Origin of the sequence: Paenibacillus septentrionalis (assembly GCF_042659865.1) — a bacterium.
Classification (GTDB): domain Bacteria; phylum Bacillota; class Bacilli; order Paenibacillales; family Paenibacillaceae; genus Pristimantibacillus; species Pristimantibacillus septentrionalis.
This window is the reverse complement of sequence record NZ_JBHSTE010000002.1, coordinates 247,610-266,186: the sequence shown is the minus strand read 5'-3', so window position 1 is coordinate 266,186 and position 18,577 is coordinate 247,610. Positions and strand designations below refer to the sequence as shown.

21 protein-coding genes are annotated in these 18,577 nt (G+C 44.2%); 14 read left to right on the top strand and 7 right to left on the bottom strand.

The window, feature by feature from the left end:
- Positions 1 to 64: 64 nt before the first annotated feature.
- Positions 65 to 649 carry a nucleotidyltransferase family protein gene (locus ACFP56_RS06160; RefSeq protein WP_379232313.1) on the bottom strand — a complete coding sequence of 195 codons (585 nt, stop codon included), beginning with the start codon at positions 647 to 649 and terminating at the stop codon, positions 65 to 67.
- Between the two features lie 187 nt (positions 650 to 836).
- Between ACFP56_RS06160 and ACFP56_RS06155 the strand changes: the two genes are divergently transcribed.
- From ACFP56_RS06155 to ACFP56_RS06145, 3 genes are read left to right on the top strand one after another with little or no spacing between them, the layout of a single operon-like run.
- The gene (locus tag ACFP56_RS06155; RefSeq protein WP_379232311.1) at positions 837 to 1,559 is read left to right on the top strand and encodes an ABC transporter ATP-binding protein; all 723 of its coding nucleotides are present in this window, start codon (positions 837 to 839) and stop codon (positions 1,557 to 1,559) included.
- Positions 1,552 to 2,322, top strand: a complete 771-nt coding sequence (locus ACFP56_RS06150; protein ID WP_379232308.1) for an ABC transporter permease — start codon at positions 1,552 to 1,554, stop codon at positions 2,320 to 2,322. Before ACFP56_RS06155 ends, ACFP56_RS06150 begins: the two co-directional genes overlap by 8 nt.
- A 56-nt stretch (positions 2,323 to 2,378) precedes the next feature.
- Positions 2,379 to 2,924, top strand: a complete 546-nt coding sequence (locus tag ACFP56_RS06145; RefSeq protein WP_379232306.1) for a PadR family transcriptional regulator — start codon at positions 2,379 to 2,381, stop codon at positions 2,922 to 2,924.
- A 304-nt stretch (positions 2,925 to 3,228) separates the two neighbouring features.
- On the opposite strand, the gene ACFP56_RS06140 is transcribed toward ACFP56_RS06145, so the two are convergent.
- The 3 genes from ACFP56_RS06140 to ACFP56_RS06130 form a co-directional block, all read right to left on the bottom strand.
- Positions 3,229 to 5,136, bottom strand: a complete 1,908-nt coding sequence (locus ACFP56_RS06140) for a glycosyl hydrolase family 18 protein (RefSeq protein ID WP_379233276.1) — start codon at positions 5,134 to 5,136, stop codon at positions 3,229 to 3,231.
- Between the two features lie 284 nt (positions 5,137 to 5,420).
- Positions 5,421 to 5,708, bottom strand: a complete 288-nt coding sequence (locus ACFP56_RS06135; protein ID WP_379232304.1) for a DUF2653 family protein — start codon at positions 5,706 to 5,708, stop codon at positions 5,421 to 5,423.
- A gap of 3 nt (positions 5,709 to 5,711) precedes the next feature.
- Positions 5,712 to 6,233: a hypothetical protein gene (locus ACFP56_RS06130; RefSeq protein ID WP_379232302.1), complete on the bottom strand. Its 522-nt coding sequence runs from the start codon at positions 6,231 to 6,233 to the stop codon at positions 5,712 to 5,714.
- Between the two features lie 117 nt (positions 6,234 to 6,350).
- Here ACFP56_RS06130 and ACFP56_RS06125 point away from each other — a divergent pair, with 117 nt between their 5' ends.
- The gene (locus tag ACFP56_RS06125; RefSeq protein ID WP_379232300.1) at positions 6,351 to 6,875 is read left to right on the top strand and encodes a DUF309 domain-containing protein; all 525 of its coding nucleotides are present in this window, start codon (positions 6,351 to 6,353) and stop codon (positions 6,873 to 6,875) included.
- A 135-nt stretch (positions 6,876 to 7,010) separates the two neighbouring features.
- Here the strand turns inward: ACFP56_RS06125 and ACFP56_RS06120 are convergent, their stop codons facing one another.
- On the bottom strand, positions 7,011 to 7,325 hold the full coding sequence (locus ACFP56_RS06120) for an iron-sulfur cluster biosynthesis family protein (RefSeq protein ID WP_379232297.1): 315 nt from the start codon (positions 7,323 to 7,325) through the stop codon (positions 7,011 to 7,013).
- 154 nt (positions 7,326 to 7,479) lie between these two features.
- On the opposite strand from ACFP56_RS06120, the gene ACFP56_RS06115 reads away from it, so the two are divergent.
- Entirely contained in the window at positions 7,480 to 8,982 is a 1,503-nt protein-coding gene (locus tag ACFP56_RS06115; RefSeq protein WP_379232295.1) for a carboxypeptidase M32, read from the top strand.
- Between the two features lie 139 nt (positions 8,983 to 9,121).
- Here ACFP56_RS06115 and ACFP56_RS06110 read toward each other — a convergent pair whose 3' ends face one another.
- Positions 9,122 to 9,727 carry a DUF2087 domain-containing protein gene (locus tag ACFP56_RS06110; RefSeq protein WP_379232293.1) on the bottom strand — a complete coding sequence of 202 codons (606 nt, stop codon included), beginning with the start codon at positions 9,725 to 9,727 and terminating at the stop codon, positions 9,122 to 9,124.
- Positions 9,728 to 9,931: 204 nt separating this feature from the next.
- Here ACFP56_RS06110 and ACFP56_RS06105 point away from each other — a divergent pair, with 204 nt between their 5' ends.
- The 9 genes from ACFP56_RS06105 to ACFP56_RS06065 all read left to right on the top strand — a co-directional run bounded on the left by ACFP56_RS06105 (position 9,932) and on the right by ACFP56_RS06065 (position 18,198).
- Positions 9,932 to 10,933 (top strand): ABC transporter substrate-binding protein, encoded by a 1,002-nt coding sequence (locus tag ACFP56_RS06105; protein ID WP_379232291.1) that lies wholly within the window; start codon positions 9,932 to 9,934, stop codon positions 10,931 to 10,933.
- A 17-nt stretch (positions 10,934 to 10,950) separates the two neighbouring features.
- A complete protein-coding gene (locus ACFP56_RS06100) occupies positions 10,951 to 11,739 on the top strand; it encodes an ABC transporter ATP-binding protein (protein ID WP_379232289.1) in 789 nt (262 codons plus the stop codon).
- A gap of 1 nt (position 11,740) precedes the next feature.
- Positions 11,741 to 12,550 (top strand): ABC transporter permease, encoded by an 810-nt coding sequence (locus tag ACFP56_RS06095; protein ID WP_379232287.1) that lies wholly within the window; start codon positions 11,741 to 11,743, stop codon positions 12,548 to 12,550.
- A 45-nt stretch (positions 12,551 to 12,595) separates the two neighbouring features.
- A complete protein-coding gene (locus tag ACFP56_RS06090) occupies positions 12,596 to 13,558 on the top strand; it encodes an aromatic acid exporter family protein (protein ID WP_379232285.1) in 963 nt (320 codons plus the stop codon).
- Between the two features lie 309 nt (positions 13,559 to 13,867).
- Positions 13,868 to 14,434 (top strand): outer spore coat protein CotE, encoded by a 567-nt coding sequence (locus ACFP56_RS06085; RefSeq protein WP_379232283.1) that lies wholly within the window; start codon positions 13,868 to 13,870, stop codon positions 14,432 to 14,434.
- A 101-nt stretch (positions 14,435 to 14,535) separates the two neighbouring features.
- The gene (locus ACFP56_RS06080) at positions 14,536 to 16,059 is read left to right on the top strand and encodes a putative amidoligase domain-containing protein (protein WP_379232281.1); all 1,524 of its coding nucleotides are present in this window, start codon (positions 14,536 to 14,538) and stop codon (positions 16,057 to 16,059) included.
- Between the two features lie 152 nt (positions 16,060 to 16,211).
- Positions 16,212 to 16,829, top strand: coding sequence for a TetR/AcrR family transcriptional regulator (locus ACFP56_RS06075; protein WP_379232279.1), 618 nt, complete (start codon positions 16,212 to 16,214; stop codon positions 16,827 to 16,829).
- 14 nt (positions 16,830 to 16,843) lie between these two features.
- Entirely contained in the window at positions 16,844 to 17,722 is an 879-nt protein-coding gene (locus ACFP56_RS06070; RefSeq protein WP_379232277.1) for an alpha/beta fold hydrolase, read from the top strand.
- Between the two features lie 173 nt (positions 17,723 to 17,895).
- Positions 17,896 to 18,198 carry a hypothetical protein gene (locus ACFP56_RS06065; RefSeq protein WP_379232275.1) on the top strand — a complete coding sequence of 101 codons (303 nt, stop codon included), beginning with the start codon at positions 17,896 to 17,898 and terminating at the stop codon, positions 18,196 to 18,198.
- A gap of 177 nt (positions 18,199 to 18,375) precedes the next feature.
- Here ACFP56_RS06065 and ACFP56_RS06060 read toward each other — a convergent pair.
- A partial coding sequence (locus ACFP56_RS06060) for a hypothetical protein (RefSeq protein ID WP_379232273.1) occupies positions 18,376 to 18,577 on the bottom strand: 202 nt, incomplete at its 5' end.

Sequence of the window (18,577 nt, the reverse complement as noted above, 5' to 3'; positions counted from 1 at the left end):
TTATGGTCAGCCGTAGTTTGACTTCGAGTTAATTGAGCTTTGAAAGCATAAGCTTAAACCCACGCTAATGATCCAGCGTTAAGCTTGTGCGCACCTTAATGCTTGGCCAAATCTGCTTCCAGTTTTTCTTGTTCATTCGTTGTTCAAAGATCTTGATGCGTTCCTCTGTTTCCAAGAAAAACGGGGTAGGAGTCAATACCATATTCAGTACATCGTTTATTCCGCATGGGGCGGTCAGAATGAGCTGATCTTGATCATCTAAAGTTAAACCAAGAGCTGTAGCGGTTTCTGGAAACTTGGATATCGCATCGGTTGATGAGGTATAAGGAGTAATATGATTCACAACATGCATGCGAGCTTCATTTTTGACGGACCATGGAACATGCGGATTCAATTCGTGTAATTGCTGTTCAAGTACTTTTTCAGTCTGTTCGTCCAAATGGTCTGGATCAAAATAAATGACGTCAACATCTGGCAACGGGGTTCTTTCCGTATAGCCATGAAGCGTATCCCATATTTTTGAGCGAACAAATCCGGCACACACCCACCAGTCCGGCAATTGTAATGTTTTCGCATCCTGCATGATACGCATCATCCATGCATCCTCTGAAATTAGCTGTATGACTTGCTGTTCATTATAAAGTATCATCCTCTTAAACTCCTTCCTATCACTCCAACCATTATAGCGAACACCCGTTCTGTCCACAATATAAAACCACACCTACCGAAAACCTACATTAATTTGTGCTTTACAATAGCGATTCATCGCAGTATGATATAACTAAATCGAAATACTCAACGTTGACTAATTAACATTGATTAAAGGTGGTGCATGAATGATGATGGAGATTAAACCGTTAATGGAGGCTCAAAGCCTAAGCATGCAGTACGGAAAACGAGAAATTGTCAAAGGGATAGATATTTGCATTGAGCGAAACGAAATTATTGCTATGATTGGACCCAATGGGGCAGGCAAAACAACAACTCTTGAGATGCTTATTGGCTTGCGCAAGCCTGACACAGGTACTGTCTACTATTGGGATCAAGCATATAAGAAGAAAATTGGAGTTCAGCTGCAGGCCGTGCCCTTTTTTCCAGGGCTTAGTGCAATGGAAAACTTAAAACTGTTTGCCTCATTCTATAAGTTAACGCTGACGAGCGCGGAGGCAATCAGCTGCTTAACAAGATGCGGCATTGCTGATGCGGCACATGTTGAGGCTGCAAAGCTTTCTGGCGGTCAGCAGAAAAGGCTGGCTATTGCTGTAGCACTTATCCATGATCCAGAGCTTATATTTCTGGATGAACCTACAGCAGCACTTGATCCAAGAAGCAGGCAAGAGATTCATACGTTAATTAGCACGCTAAGCGGTAGCGGGAAGACAATTGTATTTACCTCGCATGATATGGATGAAGTCGCTCAACTGGCCACGCGAGTCATTCTCATTGATGCAGGTCAAGTGATTGCTCAAGGACACCCCGCAGAGCTTTGTGCTCAGCATGAAGTAGACTCCTTAACGAACTTGTATGTTAAGCTGACAAAGGGGGAGCAATATGAATAGTGTGTTGTTCCGATCTATGGTGATCACCTCGCTTCGCGATAAAATTACATTGTTTTATAGCTTGCTGCTGCCTATAGCGCTAATTATAGGTCTAGGCATGTTTTCCGATGAGCCACAGCAGCGACTGAACATCGTAAGTGGAATTACAGCGGTGAGTACGTTGTTTTGGGGAATGCAGGGAATTGCATTTCAAATTCATTTGCAGCGCAGCCGAGGGGTATATAAGCTATTGAAGCTGACACCGATGCCGTTGCTTTCATTCATTACCGTTTTAGTGCTGGCACGAACAATAATAGGTGTAGTCATTCATGTCGTTATATGGCTGTTCGGGATTATTCTTTTCGGCTTACAGCTTTCCTTCATACTGGTTATCCTTACACTTTTATGGTTCACCCTCGGAACGATTTGCTTTACGAGTATTGGAGTGGTCCTTGGCAATCTTGCACGTAATGAAGCACAAATTAATATGTTCTCGAATTTTGCACAAATTCCGATGATCTTTATGAGTGAAGTATTTTACTCCTTGCAAGCGGCCCCAGCATGGGTTGCGGCAGTAGGCAAGCTGCTCCCATTCGAGCATTACGTCAATCTGATGAAGGATGCACACACGCTAGAAGGGACTTTGAATGGAGTGGCATTAATGGTACTCGTCCTATATACGGTGTTAGCCTTGTTGGTTGCAGTCTTAACCTTCAGATGGGATGAGGATGCATCACCAAGGACTAAAAGAACGCGTCGTTATCACGTACAGGATGCATCGTAAATGAAGATATGCTACACTAATACTCAATATTGATTATTTCGTATTGAGGTGAAAGCATGGCGAGATTAATGGTTCTTGGACTATTAAAGACCAAGCCGATGACAGGATATGAGATGCAACAAATACTATCTCAAAGCAAAACCGATACATGGGCAGGCATATTACCCGGTTCAATCTACCATGCGCTAAAAAAGATGGAGAATGAAGGTCTCGTAGAAATTGATTCGATCGAGCAGACCGGTAATCGCTCGAAGGCAATCTATAAAATTACGAGCGAAGGGGAAGGACATTTTACGGAGCTGCTGCAGAGCGCATTAAGCGCATCCTCAGTTCATTTACCGAGTGAGCTATATACAGCACTTAGCTTTATCGATGAGCTCGGTAGAGAAGAGGTGCTGAATTGCTTGAGGGCGCAGCGGGAGATAGTTGTCAGTCAGCTGGAGCTGCAAAAGGCGGGCATTCAGATCAAACGTCAAATGATGAGCGTCGATAGCGTAGTAGAGCTGCTCTTTCAGAACTTATTTAAGCAGTATGAGCTGCAGCTTGAGCTGCTCGATCAGCTGATTGAAACGTATGAGGCAGTGACGCAAGCTGAGAAATGATTATGATTTAGAATGTTTTTTGATTGCACGGTGCACAAAGATTATATAAAAAGACCAAAGGACTAAGATTATTACATTCGGTATATAATCGCTATTACGAGCTATTGAACTGATAAGGTTTCTAATGAATAAGATCAATCCTCCATATGCTATTAGCATTAGCATCCACTTGTCAAAACGATTTAGTTTTCGTTTCATTGAAAATCTCCTTAGTAGGTTTCTATGATTTGGTAAAACTAGTGTAACAGCAAAGCAGAAATGAATAAAGGCATGAATCCGATTGCTTGGATTCATGCCTTTTGGGTTACTGCTCTTTAATTTTCAGCATCGCTTCCCATACGGAAGCTTGTTCGTAACCAAGCCGCCATGCCGCAACGCCAGCCAGATCATACTTTTTCGCAAGTTTCACACGTTCAACGACGGTGTCAACCGTCTCTGCCCAGAAGATATGCGTGTAGCCGTCTTTTTGGTAACTGTATTTGTACTGTCCAGTATTTTCATCAAAAATACGGGTTGCTTTATTGTTGGCTATAACCGAATCTAGATCCTTCATGAATAGTGCACGATTGTCGACGAGCTTCCCATTGCTGTCAAGACGCCACTCCCGCACGTAGAACGGTATGCCTAAAATTAGCTTGCTGCGAGGAATGCCGTAATCGAGGTACTGCTTGATGCCTTCCTCTACCCACTTCAGACTGCTTACAGAGCCAGGCTGGTCAGAACCGCTCCAGTGCTCATCATATGCCATCATTACTACTGTATCGACAATCTTGCCAATCGCTTCATAATCATAAGCCGTTAAATGATTCCATCGTACATCACCGCGAAGCAGATCAATCGATACTGTCAATTTTTTAGCATGAGCAGCTTTAGTAAGTCTTTCCACAAAGCTTGTAAAAGCATTACGATCACTTGCAGCGACATTTTCAAAATCAAGATTCAAGCCCTTCACGTTAATCGCGACGAGACTGTCAATTAAGGCCTTAATAAATCGATCCTGAGCGTCGAGGTTAGCTAAAAACGTCGTCGTTAGTTCCTTGTCGAACTGATTATGCACAAGTGGAATAATATCAACGCCTTTTGACTTCATCTCGGATACAAGCGCAGCGCTTACATTGCTGTTCAGTTCACCTGTTGCATCATCGAGATAATACCAGGTTGGGGAATCGATATCGAGACCTTGTGTGTTGCTGATATGATTGTTAATGGTTGCAACAGAGCTTGACCCGTTCCAACCCATATAGATAAAGTTTTTAGCCGACGAATACAGCTTTCGGCCATCCTGATTCTGAATTGAAGAATTGCTTAAGCTCTTCGCATATGTGAGCGCGCCCTGCAGGGAGTGGAAGCTCTTAACCAAGCGATCACCTTGATAGACTGACAGATAAGGAACGCTGCTCCACAGCAACTGGTCGCCTTTCTTTACTTCAGCTGAGAACAAACCCTTTGCAGTTTTAACGGCTGCATTCAAGGTAGAATGTTTTTTTGTCAGCTTGCCTTGACTGTAAACCTCATAGTTCAATAGATTTTGATGAACAGATTTGCCTGTTGCAGTATTGATGACTTCTACGTTGCTAAGCTTGTTGGCTGCTTCAATCGCATCCTTCAAAAAAGAAAAGGATTGACTGCCTGACACGACTTCACCATCTCTATAGATGCTGTATTTTTCAGCGCCAGATCGTTGATCCTTCACCATCGCAGCAGTTAAGTTATCCCAGACCCATTGCTTGGTATCAAGCTTCATAATATGAGCATTGCTCCATTTTTGAGCTTCCTTTTTCGCAGCTTCCAGAGTTCGGAACTGCCAGCTGTCTTTCGTATTGTCTCCTTGATAGAGCTGATAGCTTGCAAAGTTCTCATATACCCAGCCGATATTTTCAAGATCACGGACATACGAGTTTACAGTGCCTGCGGCAGCTTTTTGTGCCTCATTAAGCGAAGCATATTCCAGTTTTGTGGAGGATGCACCATCTATGTACACCTTATACCTTGGTATGTTATGCCATACCCACTGACGATTACTAATTTTCTCAACATGACTGTAGCTGTAGTACTTTGCGTACGCAATCGCTTGACTTTCCTTCGCGAATTCCTTCAAGGGCTTGTCATTTTGATAAACGCGATATTGCGTCATGCTTGCCGCCTCGACAGATTGCTGACCAATTGGCAGCAGGGAGGTTAATAGCATAATCGCCAACAGTGCCTTCCACATGCGTTTCAACTCAACCATCACTCTCCTTTATATCAATCTACCACTAGTATACATGGAAAATGAAAGAGATGTAACTTGGTAGATTGTGAGAATTATAGGTAGATAAGCAAAGTTGAGATGAATGAAGTAAGTCAATATGAACGAAGTCACGTTGCATGGATGCAAGGAGCTGAGGGAGAAGTTGATTGGATTGATATGCTATGAGGCCTAAGTGGAAAAAGTCGCGCAACAAAAAAACGCCTCTTGGCGATGTGCCAAGAGGCGAGCTCTCTAGTTGTTCATTACTATGCTCTAGCTTCTGCCCAGAACTGTTCGGCTTCCTCATCAATACCTAGCAAGATATCAGAGCGGAAAACGCGAAGCTTGTACTCAGAGTAGAAATACTGCTCTAACGCTTCCATAATATTTGCTTGCAGCAAATACTGAGAGCGCCCATTTACCCAAACCTCTGCGGTATAGCCATATTCCTCTTCCCAAGAAAGCTGAACCTCAATATCCGTTGGCTTAACTCCGCGTCGATCAGCCATATTCAGGCATATCGCGTTTATTATTTCATCCGTGTAGATTCTCATAGCTTAGAATCGACCTCTTCCATTGCGATCGTCCTCATCACGGCGATCACGGTCATGATAGGAATTACGGTTGTCGTAATTAGGACCTGCATTAGCTGGTCTTTTATTGTTGCGAACATAAGTCCAAGCCGCTCGGATAACCATAAAGATCGCAACGATTGCAGCGATATTAATGAGTAATCCGAAAATTTCACCGAATGCACCCATGTTTGCAAACATTCCGCCAAACAATAGACCTGCTAGTCCACCAAGCATCATCCCTTTCATAAAGGAGCTGCCGCCGAATAGACCGCCTGATTTTGTTGTTGCTGCTGCACCCGCACCCGTAGTTGCTTTCGTGCCTGAAGCTGTTCCAGAAGTTGCACCGCTGTTGGATTGCTGCGTCGTGTTGTCCTTATTTTGCGTAAAGCTTTGCTTGTTGGATTTGAAACCGCCGCCACGTTTTGCATCGGCAGTGTCACTGAAACCAAATCCTAGTGCTAAGAACACTGTTAGTGCAAGCATGGCAATAAATCCTTTTTTCATGTCCTTGTTTCCCTCCTGAAATAGATCTTAATGTTGCTATACTACAACTTTACGTCTATTATAATGTTTGGTTTCAAAAATTACTAAACATTTTAAATAAATTTAAAAGGTGATCTGATGAATGTGCCTGAAGCATATATCGAATACTTGATCGAATTTCATGCGACACGTGATTTTTTTGAGTGCCACGAGCTATTGGAGGAATATTGGAAGGAGCACCCAAGCGATGGATTGAGTGAGCTGTGGGTGATGTGCATACAGATTGCTGTTGGTCAATATCACGAACGACGCCAAAATCGAAGAGGGGCCGAGCTTATGTATCAATCAGCTTTGGGTAAATTAATCCGTCATCTGTCGATGCCCAATCAGCTCGGACTTGACATGCCCTCGCTGCAAAAATTGCTCGAGCAGCATATTGCTGCTTGCAAGCAGCAACAGCCGTATCTGGATATGATGCTGCCAATTGATCATATCAAGCTGCTTGAGATGTGCAGACAGCAAGCAGAGCAGCGAGGCTTGCATTGGGGAAGAAGCAGCAGCGAGGTGTCGGAGGATATCATCCATCGCCATCTGCGGCGTGATCGGTCTGAAGTTATCCAAGCCAGAGCAGCCGCGCTGCGTCAATCCAGACATAAAAAATAGTGCTTTCTTTCAGAATGGATTTCTTTTTACAATTAACCATACTTTAGCTTTACATAAGATTGCCCCGAATGAATAAACTACTTAGGTCGCGTATTCATTCGGGGCTTTTTGTTGCCAGCTTGCGAGCGTGTCAAGTTACGGAACGAAGCGTAGATTAAGGGTGTATATCTGACCTTCGCTTTTCAAGCTGAACGCATTTCTTTGCGGATTATAATCAACCGTCATCTGATCTTCATAATAGACCTTATGTCTTGGTTCGTAGTGAAAAGGAAGCGGGTCTGCTTCGCCCGGGCTATCATCCACAGATGGTGCAGTAATTAAAGTCAAAGCGGGAACACCGCTTACGACGCAGCCGCAGCCTTCCGTATCATGAAGGAATTTTAAGTGCTTGTCTGATTGAAGATAAGGCTGAAGTATATCTACAGCGGCAGACGTAAATGTAATACGCATCAAGATCATCACCTTTGTTTATGTTATGCCAAATCGGTTATAGTTGATTATAGAGCGCACGGAATGCTTAAGCAACCCTAAACACGATCATGCATGTAAGTGAATTTGCAAAGGAATAGACACGAAAAAACCTACATATGGAAGGGAGAACGTTATGACCAAATGTTTAGAGAAATTTCGATACATCAATCAAAAAGTTAAGCAATACGAAGAAGCACTTGCAGTCTTGTATTGGGATTTGCGTACAGGAGCTCCGAAAAAGGGCGTAGATATTCGCTCAGAGGTGATCGGAACGCTAAACGCAGAAATGTTTAAACTATCCACTTCTACTGAGCTGGGTGAGCTGTTGACTGAGCTTGAAGGCAAGGATCAATGGAGCAAGCTGAGCGAGATCGATCAACGATTAGTAGCAGAAACACGCAAGGACTATGATCGTGCTGTTAAAATCCCGCCTGAGCTTAATCATAAGTATGTAATGCTTACAACTCAGGCAGAAAATAAATGGGAAGAGTGCAAGGAAAACAACGACTTTGCCAGCTTTGAGTCCTATTTGCAGCAAATTATTGATATTACGAATGAAATGATTGATTTATGGGGTGTAAAAGAAACACGTTATGATACGCTGCTTGATCAATATGAACCGGGCATGGATGTTAAGCAGCTTGATAAAATATTTGGAGAGCTGCGCGATGCGCTTGTACCGCTAGCTGAAAAGCTGTCTTCGAGTGAGCACCAGCCACAAACCGACTTTTTGGACGGACAATTCGATATCGCCACGCAAAAGGATTATGGCACATTTATTTTGGAACAAATGGGATTTGATTTCGAAGCAGGCAGAATGGATGAAAGTGTTCATCCATTTGCAACTGGGCTTAATGCCAAGGATGTACGTATTACAACCAGATATCTGGAGGATGATGTTACAAGCGCGCTTTTCGGCATTATTCATGAAGGCGGTCATGCCTTGTACGAACAAAATATTGGCGAAGAGCTAATAGGCACCACTCTTGCTACGGGAACATCTATGGGTATCCATGAATCCCAGTCTCGGTTTTGGGAAAATATTATTGGACGGAGCAGACCGTTTTGGAATCGATACTATAAGGATTTACAGGAGCGTTTCTCACAGCTGAAAAATGTTGATGTAGATACTTTTTATCGCGGCAACAACGTTGTAGAGCCGTCGTTGATACGTATTGAAGCGGATGAGCTAACCTATAACCTGCATATTATTATTCGTTATGAGATTGAAAAGATGATTTTTAATGAAGGGTTAAAAGCGAAGGATTTACCGCAGGTGTGGAATAAGAAGTACGAAGAATATCTAGGAGTGAACCCTTCTTCTGACGCGGAGGGCGTCTTGCAGGATGTGCACTGGTCTGGCGGTTCATTTGGCTACTTCCCGTCCTATGCACTAGGCAATATGTACGCTGCTCAATTTATGCATACGCTTGAAAGCGCGATGCCGGATGTTTGGGAAAAGGTTGAAGCAGGGGAGCTGCAGCCTATTAAGGAGTGGCTAACGGAGCATATCTACCAATACGGACGGATGAGAACGCCTAGAGAGCTGATTGAGGGGATAACGAACGAGCCGCTTAATCCGAAATATTTGATTAACTATTTAACGGAGAAGTATTCAGAAATTTACAAGCTGTAGCATGTGGGCTTCTTAGTTGCTTGCAGCTCAACATATTCGGTTCGTATATCAGAGCTTAAGACTGTAATGAGAGTAATAGCTTCATTACAGTCTTGAGCTCTGTTTTTGTTAGCGTGCCCTTATGCTAACGTGATTACATTTAAGATAAAGCTTCCCATTTTGTCCAAAGCTCAGACGGATTTAATTCATAGATCTCATCTTCTCTGAACATAAATTGATGCATAATCAGCTCTCTCCGAATAGTTGCGTAGTCCTCATGAAACTCTTGAATATAGTGGTTGATTTCCTTTTCGCTATAGGGTCGACCTTTTTCCAGCATCGAGACAAGATGCTCAAGCACAATAACCCTCTTTTTCAGTTGGGCAGGCAAATGTCTCAGTCTACCATCTGCCGTGAAGAAATTTTTCAATACGGATCGCTTCAGTCGTTCATTTTTCTCCTTCGTGTTATCGCCATTCTCTAATGAAGAAACTCCCTTATCAATCAGATCAATTGTAGCTGTTGCATAGCTTTTTATACTTTCGTTATTTAATGCAAAGTAAATGGTATTTTTGTCTCGTCGCTCTTGTATTAAGTTGGCGTCACGCAGCTTGGCGGCATGGTGTGTAATCGTTGCAGTAGACACTCCGAGTTTGTCCGCCATCATTAATCCATTAAGCTCGCCGTCTGCCAGCAAAATCAACATCTTGATTCGCGTCGGATCAGCAAGCGCCTTATGATAGGTTACGACCTTACTTAATTGCATGGAAAGCTCACCTCCAGTAGTTAAACACTCATTAAATTAATTATATATCTAATTAGATAATATTCTAAATGTTGAACGCTGTCAATTTGATTATTATCAATTTAGTTAACTTGGGCTTCGCATCGCCTCATTTTTCACTCAATTACGCACCACCTAATTAGGAAGTGAATAGGCTATACCACTACAACAATAGGAGGAATTGCTATGAAAGGAAACAAATCTATCTTGTTTCTGCTCTCGCTTATTCTAGTTGGGACGACCATACTGACCAGCTGTAGCAATAGTAAAAATGATCATACAGTCGTTCGAATAGGTGAGGTGACTCGATCCCTATTCTATGCCCCGCAATATGTGGCGATTGAAAAAGGGTTCTTTGAAGAGGAAGGCATTGAAGTTGAGCTTACAACTACAGCAGGAGGAGATAAAACAATGACATCGCTGTTGTCTAATGTCATTGATGTAGCACTCGTAGGCTCGGAAACCTCGATTTATGTAATGCAGCAAGGTAGTGATGATCCAGTCATCAACTTTGCACAGTTGACTCAGACCGACGGAACGTTTTTAGTGGCACGTCAGCCAATCGACAACTTTGAGTGGGAATCGTTAAAAGATAGCGTGTTTCTCGGACAGAGAAAAGGCGGCATGCCGCAAATGGCTGGGGAATTTACGCTGAGAAAACATGGTATTGATCCACATGCCGATCTTGAGCTAATCCAGAATGTTGATTTTGCTAATATTGCGCCAGCCTTTTCTTCAGGTACGGGCGAGTACGTGCAGCTGTTCGAACCAACGGCCTCCATTTTTGAAAAAGAAGGAGTCGGTTACGTTGTCGCGTCCTTCGGTGTAGAGAGCGGCTTACTGCCTTATACCGTATTTATGACGAAGCAAAGCTATATCGACAAGCATTCTGATGTCGTTCAAGGCTTCACGAATGCCGTGCACAAAGCACAAAAATGGGTGGAGGAGCATTCTGCTGAGGAAATAGCTGAAGTAGTTGCGCCGTACTTTGACAATGTGGATCCTGATATTATGGCAAGCTCTATCGAGCGTTATAAGGCACAAGGGTCCTATGCAAGCGATCCAATTGTGGATGAAACGGAGTGGAACAATCTGCTTGACATTATGAGTGATGCAGGTGAGCTATCTGCGCGCACGGAGCATAGTGAAATTGTGAATACTGAATTTGCAGAAAAATCAATTCAATAAGGATAGGGGGCCTGCTCATGAATAGGGAAAAGGTGCTGGAACTGAAGGAACTGACTCATATTTATGTCAATGCAGCTGGTGCCCATCTTGCTGTTAATCATATTAATCTTACGGTAAATAAAGGCGAATTTATTAGTCTGGTAGGTCCAAGCGGCTGCGGCAAAACGACTATATTAAATATGATAGCTGGTTTGATCTCGCCAACCTATGGTGAATTGAGTGTTATGGGCGAGGCTATTACCTCGCCTTCTTCTCGTCTGGGCTATATGCAGCAACAGGATTATTTGTACCCATGGCGCACCATTTTGCAGAATGTTAAGCTAGGCTTGGAAATCCGCAAGGAGGTAACGGACGACTCTGATCGAAAAATAATTGCGTTGCTTGACGAGCTGGGCTTGGAGAATGCGGCGCATAAATACCCGCATCAGTTATCTGGCGGAATGCGACAGCGTGTCGCGCTTGCGCGAACGTTAATTACTGACCCTGATTTGCTTTTACTCGACGAACCGTTCTCGGCACTTGATTTGCACATTAAGATGCAGCTCGAGGAGCTGGTTCAGTCAACGCTAGACCGCTTGGGCAAAACTGCTATTCTTGTTACACATGATTTGGCGGAAGCGGTAGCGATCAGTGATCGCATCGTTGTGCTAGGTCGAAATCCTGGCCATATTCGCAAAATTGTTACGATCCCTCGCGAGCTTCGTGCAGCAGGACCAATCGAGGCTCGAAAGCATCCAGAATATCAAAGATGTTTTGACGAGCTATGGCATGAGCTGGATGAAGAGATGGAAAAGGAGGGAGAATAGCATGACGGCAACGATAAAAGCACTTCACAAGCAGTATTTGGAGCGTATGCGCAAAAAAAGCATGCTGGTGCTGCTTACACAATCGATCTTGCTGGTAGGCTTTATTGCGCTATGGGAATGGAGCAGCCGTGCTCGTATTGTCGATCCGCTTATTTTCAGCTCACCAAGTAAAATTGCCAATCATTTGTACACCTCTTTATTAGATGGGAGCATTATGCCCCATATCGGCATTACAGTCGCCGAGACGATTGCCGGTTTCCTGCTTGGTACGCTGCTCGGGACATTGATTGCTGCCCTGCTATGGTGGTTTCCGTTCGTAGCGCGCGTCGTCGATCCGTTTTTGGTCGTACTGAACAGTATGCCGAAGGTTGCGCTTGGTCCTTTGCTTATCGTAGGCTTAGGTCCAGGATTCGGCTCGATTGTGGCGATTACGCTGCTCGTTACGGTTATTATTACAACGATTAATATTTATAACCGCTTTAGGGAAACGGAAGAAGGACTGATCAAGGTGGCCGCCTTATTTGGCGCATCGCGCTTTCAATTGTTTTATTATGTGATCTTGCCCGCAGCCTTTCCTGTTATTATCTCGACATTGAAGGTAAATGTCGGCTTAGCCTGGATTGGTGTCATCGTAGGCGAGTTCCTCGTGGCGCGTGTTGGCTTAGGCTATCTCATTATATATGGCTTCCAGGTATTTAACTTTACGCTGGTGCTGTCTACGCTAGTTGTAATCGCCGTTGTGGCAACTGGTATGTATCAGGGAGTCAGTTTGTTGGAAAGGAAAGTGACCTCTGGGTGGAAAGATCGCTAAGGAATCGCTATACTATATGACATATTAACTTCTAGGAGCATTCGTATGGGGATTCGCGTCATCAAAACAGCTATTGCAGCAATTCTGGCGATCTACGCTGCACGCTATTTTCAGCTGGAGCCTGCACTTTCAGCAGGAATATTAGCAATACTGGGCGTCGAGGTAACAAGAAAGCAGGGGCTGACCAGAACGGCCGTCCGCTTCGTTGCCTCGGTGCTTGGCCTAGCACTGGCCTCAATAATATTTGTCCTTTTTGGCTTCTATTATTGGACGGTGGCAATCTTTATTCTTGTTTCATTTCCAATTATGTCTCGCTTTCAACTGAAGGAAGGCATTGTGACAAGCTGCGTTATTGTGTTCCACCTTTATTCATACGGCGAGGTCACACCTGATTTGATCTTGAATGAAATCTCGCTGCTGTTTGTTGGACTCGGCTCAGCCACGATTATCAATATGGTGTACATGCCTAAAGTAGATCAGGAAATTATGAAGCTTCGCCAGACCATCGAATTGACGTATTATCAAATCTTTTACAAGCTGGCCATGATTTTGCGTGACCCCTCATACATATGGAGTGGTGAAGAGCTGCTCAAGGCATATGAAGCGATTGAAAAAGGAGCTGCGATTTCACAACGCAGCAAGGAGAATCGCTTGTGGAATAATGAAGCGTATTGGTCTACCTATTTTGAAATGAGAAGAGAGCAATTTGAATCGATCGAACATATGATGGAGATGGTCGCTTACGTTCATGGCAATCTGGAGCATAGCGAAAGAGTGGCCGAGCTGCTGGAGCAGCTTGGGCGAGATACACGCTCGGAGGTTTATGTGGGTGAGGTGAAGGACAAGCTGCAGCAGCTAAAGGTCAAATTTCGAGCGATGGAGCTGCCTAAAACCCGCATAGAGTTTGAGACGCGCGCTTCTCTGTTAATGCTTATGCATGAAATGAATCGTTATCTGGATGTAGCTGAACGGTTAAAGCGAAAAAAGGAAACGAGTGATTCGGACTAGTCACGGCATGCGGCATGTTGCTAGCGTTCATAGAAGAGTGATAGGAATAAAAGCGGGCAGGTTTACATTAAGAAGAGCTTATTCATGCACATTTTGCAGATGTGTCATAGAATAAGCTCTTCTTTCATATTCTGTTAGTAACATGTAGAAGGAGTTTTGGGTCGAGTCGAATAGGCGTAGATGTAGGCTGCGACTCCATCTTACATACTTGATTGAAAAATAGTTTGGAATTGTAGGACTACAGTAATCAACAAACGCCTATTACTTGCATACACTTAAGTGAATGATTGTATGGAGGAGGTTAAGTCGATGTCTAAAGCAAATAAACAGCTGCGTTGCAGAGAAATTATTACAAAGGCTGTTTGCGGGAAAGGTCGTAAGTTTAGCACATCTACTCATACAGTTACCCCACCGCATCGACCTACAAGTATTCTTGGTGCATGGGTTATAAACACTAAGTATGAGGCGGTCAAATCAAGCAGTGGTGTTGAAGTTATCGGTACTTATGACATTAATATCTGGTACTCGTACAACAACAATTCACAAACTGATGTCGCTAAGGAAAGCGTGCAATTCGTAGAAAACGTGCCTTTATATTATCTAGATCCTAAACATCGCGCATCAACGACTGAAGTATTCGCAGAATCCATTACAGAGCCTAACTGTATCGAAGCGAATATTTCGTCAAGCGGCGATTCGGTAGTCGTTCGTGTTGAGCGCGAATTCGCTGTTGAGATGATTGCAGAAACGAAGGTTTCTGTTGCTGTTGTACCTGGCGGTTGCCCAGATATTGATGGCAAGGATTTCGATCATGAGGCAGAAGAATTCGAAGAGGAATTCGACGATTTGGATGAACTCCTTGAAGATGAGATCTAATGCTAGCTATGAATAGCATATGTCGGCTTACGACAAACTTGAGGGCGAAAGCCCTCTTCGTTTTTAAATGGTTATTTATCCCATAAGAAGGATGCGGGCCTATGAGTAAAATGTTATGGCTGCAAAAGCAGCAAGGCGGGGCCAGAATTAAGCTGAAGGAGCCGGCTGATTTGTTTGACAGTGAAGCGATAAAAGCTTTTCTCGGCAGACAGGAAGCTGAGCATTCCGCTTTCGCAGCTGCAGATACTCCAGCACTCGCTTCTTGTAATAGTGAAGCAGCTGAGAGTGGCGAACCTGTTGTGTTGCTTCAGGAGGCTGCTATGGACTACTGTCTTGAGCGGGCAGCCATTAATGCAGGGCTGCTTCGCTTCGAGCAGATGACGCAGGAGCACAAGCGACAGTGCTGGAAGGCTGCTCGCCTTCGCATTGATGAGCAGCTGAGCGATGAGCGCCTTTATCTAGTGTACTGTATCGATCATTCCTTGCTCTGCTGGGGTCGGGTCAATGCAAAGATTGAGCCTCTGGGAGTGACTTATATTGCGCAGCGGGATGCACAAGGCATGCTTGAGCATGATGAGCGAGAGCTGTCAGAGGTAACGCTGCGAGCAGTTGAAATCGCAGCAACTCGCGCGTTGTACGCACTGTGGCTTGATGTTGGTTCCGTATTGGTAGCTGTATCTGGAACAGGAAGCATTGCGATACGCGATGCATGGTCAATTGAGCAGCAGCAAGTGTTGCTTGAGCGTGAAGCAATGAATGAAGCGCTGCAGCGCTGGCTGGAAGGCTGGGAGATGGACGTTGAGCGAAAATTTTGGCTCGGGGCAGATCCCGAGCTTGTTTTCGTAGATGAATCGAACAAGCTGGTGTCTGCCTCGAGCGTGCTGCTTGATCATGTCAACGAAGAGATTGGTATTGATTCACTGCTGTATAAAAGAAAGCTGATCTATCCAATTGTTGAGCTGCGACCTCGTCCTGCCAGCCATCCTGCAAGGCTAACAGCATCGCTGCACAGGCTGCTTAAGGAGCTGCAACTGCTTGTAGCAGATGAACGACCGCTGCGCTGGCTTGCAGGTGGGATGCCCGTGAAAGGGATTGCACTTGGCGGTCACCTCCATGTAAGCGGTATATTGCTGACACCGAGACTGCTGCGCTTGCTGGATGCGATGCTTGCGTTGCCATTTGCCGCGCTGGCAGATGAGGCGGGATATTCGCGTAATGATAAATACGGCGGAATGGGGGATTATCGCAAGCAGTTCCATGGCGGCTTCGAATATCGTACATTGCCCAGCTGGCTTGTATCGCCAGCACTCGCGCGTGCGGCAATTTATTGTTTTTGGGTCACTGTACAGCAGCGTTTTGCGCTGGCAGAACGATTGAATATGCAAGAGCTTCAGGCAGCAGAAGAGGCGTATGTGCTCGGAGATCGTAAGAGACTGTATACGGCTGCTGAGAGAAATATAGAGCTGCTGTTGTCGCTAACAGATGATGAACGAGCTAGAGAAGCAGTGAAGCCGTTGCAGCGGGCGCTGAAGCAACGCCGTACCTGGAATGAGAAAACGGATATTAAAGCACGCTGGAAGCTGGTGGATGAGGGCTTAAAGCGAGAGGAGACAGGCAATTCGTAATGCTCCTCTCGCTTTTTTTTGTGTGCTTTTTTAGAGTGCTCTTCAGCTCATACACCGATCTACATATCGTAGAATCGTTGACAAACTAACAACTGTTAGGTAAAATCAATCTTACCTAACAGTTGTTAGTTTAGCTAGCAAAGGAGAATGACATGACTGCTACCGAACAAAGCACAAAACAGAAAATTGTTGCAACTGCATTAGATTTATTCAGCATCCATGGCTTTACAACGGTTTCTGTAAGAGACATTTGCAAAATAGTAGGTATAAAAGAAAGCTCGTTATATTATCACTTTAGAAACAAGGAACAAATTTTACATACGATCCTTCATGAAGCAGAGCAGCAGACCGAAATACTAAAGCTAAACTTTGTTAATGAGCTAAACGCACAAGAGAAAATCGAACAAGCGAGCTTCGTGTATGCCGGTGTTTGGTATTTGGAGCAATATCTACTTGAGGACAACATGTACAAGCTTATCCGTATGCTAACGATTGAGAAACAAAGAAATGAACAGGCGGCAGCCTTGTATCATAAGCTGCTGTTTACCTGGCCGCTTGAGCATCAGGAGCAAGTTTTTCGATATATGATGATGAGCAGTTTGATTGAACAGGATAATGCATATGTACTGGCTGCGGAGTATCAATCGCTCATTTTATTTGTGTTTCATAAGTATTTTGCTGGTTGCGAAGAAATCACAGCAACGATTACGGCTGCAGCAAAGCAGGAGTTAATGATGCTATTGGAAAGGTTTTACAATCGTTATCTATAGGGGGCACATCGTATATGAAACGATACAGAACGAAACATGCAGAGCGCAATATTTTGTCGACCTATGATCGTTTGCTTGACGAATGGAAGGTCGAGATCAATCAGCTTGATGTACAAACTCAGTATGGTAGTACGCATGTTAATGTGTTTGGCAAAATGGACGCAGCGCCCGTTTTGCTTTTTCATGGTGTTGCTGATGATTCGGCACTGATGTGGATCTATAACGCATCAGGTCTCGCGCAGCATTTTCGGCTGTATGCAGTCGATACGATTGGTGGTCCAGGCAAGAGCCTGCCAAGTAAAGACTATCGAAATAGCTTCGATATAGCGCTGTGGATAGATGAGCTGCTTGACAGTTTGTGCCTTGATAACGTGTATATGGCAGGAGTCTCGCACGGCGGTTATATAGTTCAATATTATACATTGATGCGAAATCATCGGGTAAAAAAGGCTATTGCGATGGCTTCAAGCGTTCCTGCAGAGCAATCAGGAAATACGATGGTGCAGATGTTGAAAATCTTTTTGCCTGAGGCGCTGCTCCCAACAAAGCGCAACATTGAGCAGCTATTAACTAAGCTAACAGGAGAAAACAGCGCTGCCTTTATTGAAAACTCGCTTATTGTTGATCATTTTACTCATTTGCTGCGCGGTTACAATAATATGTGTATGCGGAGCCATAAGATAATCAAGTTTTCAGATGAGCAGATTGATATCATTAGACCAAAGCTCCTGTATTTGTTAGGAGAGAAGGATCCCTTTGCACGAATGGGGGGTCAGGCAATGCTTGAGCGATATGGGATGAGGGCTCGTTATTACCCTGAGGCAGGACACGGCATTAATCATGAAATTGCCGACGCTATTAACGCTGAACTGATCACGTACTTCTGCGATTAAACAATCGTAATCCATTAATCTTGTACATAAATAGTTTTGGATATAGGATCATTCATGAGTATGAACATTAGCGCACGGGTTGTCCTTTTAATTTTGCAAAAAAACTCGTATCACACAACTACTCATGTTAAAATAATAGAATCTGATCATACAATGTCGATGGAGGGTTTATTGTGTCTATACATATTCTGACTCAAGGAGAGGAACCTTCCCAAATTACGCTTTCCTACTATGATTATTTGGAAGGAAGCGAGCTGGAATTGAGGGTGAATATGCTGTTTAATGCGAGCTGTCTATTATCAGCCGCCAGCAACTTGCGAACCGTCGCATTTGAATATAATGAGCAGCAAATATGTCTCCACCGCACTGATTTGGAAGCGTGGTACGGCTGTGCCTTAACGAATGACCTTACTGAATATATGATACTGAAGAAGATAGAAGTACTCGTAACAGAAGGAGCAGATCTCCCTCTTTAGAGATGTTGTTCAAAAACTTCGACTTTGATGACGATGTGGGGCGTTGTAGTGGATTCGACGGCGAATATGTCACGCTACCGAAAGCTCCGTTGCTCACGTAGTCAACATCTACGCTGCGCTACTCGCTTTCTAGTATCGTGCCATCTTCTTGGTCCTGAAAGCCGAATTTTTGAACTTTCATTGGAAGAGGTAGTTCAAAAAGTTCGACTTTGATGACGATGATTCGCGCTGTTGCGTAATCGACGGCGAATCTTGAACGCTAGCGAAAACTGCGGTGCTCACGTAGTCAACATCTACGCTGCGCTCCTCGTTTTCTACTAGCGTCCAAGCTTCTTGGTCCTGAAAGCCGAATTTTTGAACTTTCATTGGAAGAGGAGGT